Source organism: Cupriavidus sp. CuC1 (assembly GCF_044627735.1).
GTDB classification, from domain to species: domain Bacteria; phylum Pseudomonadota; class Gammaproteobacteria; order Burkholderiales; family Burkholderiaceae; genus Cupriavidus; species Cupriavidus ulmosensis.
Map to the genome: position 1 here is coordinate 1 of NZ_JBIUHC010000325.1, position 3,290 is coordinate 3,290.

The following is a 3,290-nucleotide window of genomic DNA, read 5'->3' on the forward strand; positions in this document are numbered from 1 at the left end:
TGGAACCCGGGAATCACGACAAGTGCCTGTCGCAAAAGGGGAAACTCACCCAGGCGGCTGGTGAACTTCGGGCTAGCCTTCAATCTGGCTTGGAGCACTGCAATGCACCGCCAGCCAGACGGTCGGCTGTTGCGCATCGGTCCACGCCACGCGATGCCGGCAATGCGCCGGCAGATGCAGATAGTCGCCGCACGCAAGCTTGCGCGGCTCGGCCTCGCCCTCGATATGCAGGCCGGCGCTGCCGCTCACCAGCAGCACCCATTCGTCCTGCGCGCTGTCGTACCAGAAGCCCTTTGGGCTGGCCTGGCCGTTCGAGACGATGCGCTCGATCTTCAGGCCGGGCCGCTCCAGCAAGGCGTCGAAGCGCTCGGCAGTCCGGTCCACCGGCACCTGCGCCAGCAGGTTCCCCTGCGGCACAGGCGGCGGGTTGCCCTTGGCATCCATCATCGTCTCCGGTTGAGCGGCACGCCTGCCGTCAACGTCATTCGCCCGGGCCCGGCGCGAGCACGTCGCGCGCACCATTGCGGCCCATCGGCGAAACCAGTCCCGCCACTTCCATCTGCTCGATCAGGCGCGCGGCACGGTTGTAGCCGATGCGCAACTGGCGCTGCACGGCGGAAATCGACGCCCGGCGGCTGGTGAGCACGAAGGAGGCGGCTTCGTCGTACAACGGGTCGGCCTCCGCATCGCCACCGCCTTCGCCGAACAGGTCCGACGCTGCGGCCTCGCCAGGATCGCCCGCGAGGATGGCCTCGTCGTAGTCGGGCTCGCCGAACTGCTTCCAGTGCTCCACCACGCGGTGCACTTCGTCATCGGCCACAAAGGCGCCGTGCACGCGTTGCGGATAGCCGGTGCCCGGCGGCAGGAACAGCATGTCGCCCTGCCCCAGCAGGCTCTCGGCGCCCATCTGGTCAAGGATGGTGCGCGAGTCGATCTTGGACGAGACCTGGAATGCCACCCGGGTGGGGATATTGGCCTTGATCAGGCCGGTGATCACGTCCACCGACGGTCGCTGCGTGGCCAGGATCAGGTGGATGCCGGCGGCGCGGGCCTTCTGCGCCAGACGCGCGATCAGCTCTTCGATCTTCTTGCCGGCCACCATCATCAGGTCGGCCAGCTCGTCGATCACCACCACGATGAACGGCAGCGTGCGCAGCGGCTCGGGCGCATCGGGCGTGAGCGAGAACGGATTGGGCACGTGCTCGCCCGCGGCCTCGGCGGCGCGGATCTTCTGGTTGAAGCCGGCCAGGTTGCGCACGCCCAGCGCCGACATCAGGCGGTAGCGCTTTTCCATTTCGCCCACGCACCAGTTCAGCGCGTGCGCGGCCTGCTTCATGTCGGTCACCACCGGCGAGAGCAGGTGCGGGATACCTTCGTAGACCGATAGCTCCAGCATCTTGGGGTCGATCATGATCAGGCGCACATCGTCCGGCGTGGCCTTGTACAGCAAGGACAGGATCATGGCGTTGACCGCGACCGACTTGCCCGAGCCGGTGGTGCCGGCCACCAGCAAGTGCGGCGCGCGCGCAAGATCGGTCACCACCGGGTTGCCGGTGATGTCCTTGCCCATCGCCAGCACCAGATGCGAGTTATGCGCGAGGAACGACGGGGCGGCCACGATCTCGGACAGGCGGATCATCTGGCGCCGCGCGTTCGGCAGCTCCAGCCCCATGCAGGTCTTGCCGGGAATGGTCTCGACCACGCGGATGGAGGTCACGCCCAGCGCCCGCGCCAGGTCCTTCATCAGGCCCACCACCTGCGCGCCGCGCACGCCCATGGCGGGATCCACCTCGAAACGCGTGATGACCGGGCCGGCCGAGGCGCCGACCACCGACACCGGCACCTTGAACTCCGCCAGGCGCTGCGCGATCAGGTTGCCGGTTTCCTGCAACTGCTCCTCGGTCACCTGCTGGATGTCGGCCGTGGCGGTTTCCAGCAAACCTAGGTCCGGCAAGCGGTAGTCCGAAATACGGGAAGGCGGCGGCGTGACGGCAATGACTTGCGACGCCGGCACTGCGCTCGCTGCGGGTGCCGCGGATACCGCGGCGGCTACCGGCGCATCGAGCGCCACCACCTTGCCGACCACGGCCGGCAGAACGATGCGCGGCTTGGGCGCCGGCGGCGCGGCTGGCAATGTTTCGGGCAACGGGGCCGGCGCTTCTTCTACCGCGGGCTCGGGATTGGGAGCGCTGTCCTCGCTGCGGTGCTCGACCAGCAGATTGGCATCGAGAACGCCTTCGGCGATCTCTTCCGTGGTGTCTTCGGGTTCGGCCGCAGGCTCGATGTAGGAGTCGGAGTCGGCTTCGGCATCCGGAATGAATACGATGTTGGGAGCGGCGTCGGCCTCCGGAGCCGCTTGTGCTGCTACTTCAGGCTCGACTTTGGCTTCGACTTTGGCGTCCGCGGCCGGCTCGGCGGCGCCTTCCGGCTCCTGATCGATTGCCGGTTCGTCCGCCTGGGGCGCAAGGGCAGCACCTGGCAATGCAACCGCCTCGGACTCGGCCGGGACAGCCGCCCCGGTATCCACGGCGGACGCCTCGTCAACAACTTCACCATTGGCTTCGGCTGTCACTTCCACCGGGCTTTCGATCGATGCCTCGGCCACGACCGGCGCTGCCTCCCCGCTTACCGCATCGGTGACCACATCGGTGACCACATCGGCGGCTGCCTCGGCGACAGCAACGGCGGCTTCCGGCTCAGGCTGCGCATCGGCCGCCGGAGCAGCCGGAGCAGCCGGAGCAGCAGGCCGCGTCGACTTCCAGGCGCCGGCCAGTGCGGTCAGTTCCGCCATCAGCGCCTCGGCTTCCAGGCGGAGTTCGTCCAACGTCACGGAGGGCGTCGCGCCTTCCCCGGCGGATTCCGCGCGCGGCTGCGCAACCTGCGGGGCGTCAGCGGGTGCGGTGGCGGGTGCGGCGGGAATGGCAACATCCTCGGGGGATAGCACCGCCACAGCCTGCGGCTCGGCGGGCGCCACTGCGGGGGCTGCCTCGGCCTCCAGCACCTCGGTTTCCTGCGCCTGGCTGGCCGGCTCTTCCGCCGCCGGCCGCGCCTGCAGGGCGGCAACCTGTTCGCCTTGCTGCTTGCGCGCTACGTCATCCTGCGCAACCGGCATGACAGCCGGCGGCACCGCGGCAGCCGTCGTCACGCTCTTTGCCGCAGCGGGCTGGGCGGGTCGCGCGTTGGCTTGCGGCAGTGTCGTGATGGCCGAGCGTGCGCTCATCTGCGGCTGGCGCACGGGGCCGCTGACCACGGTCGCGCGTGCAGCCGCTGCCGGGGCAGGACTGGCGGCG

2 protein-coding genes are annotated in these 3,290 nt (G+C 69.0%); both read right to left on the reverse strand.

What is annotated here, in order from left to right; translation table 11 throughout:
* Positions 1–72: 72 nt before the first annotated feature.
* Complete coding sequence (locus tag ACGLHR_RS51140) at positions 73–447, reverse strand: cupin domain-containing protein (RefSeq protein ID WP_400103695.1); 375 nt, start codon at positions 445–447, stop codon at positions 73–75.
* Positions 448–481: 34 nt separating this feature from the next.
* Positions 482–3,290, reverse strand: a 2,809-nt coding sequence (locus ACGLHR_RS51145) for a DNA translocase FtsK (protein WP_400103697.1), incomplete at its 5' end; no start/stop codon positions are given.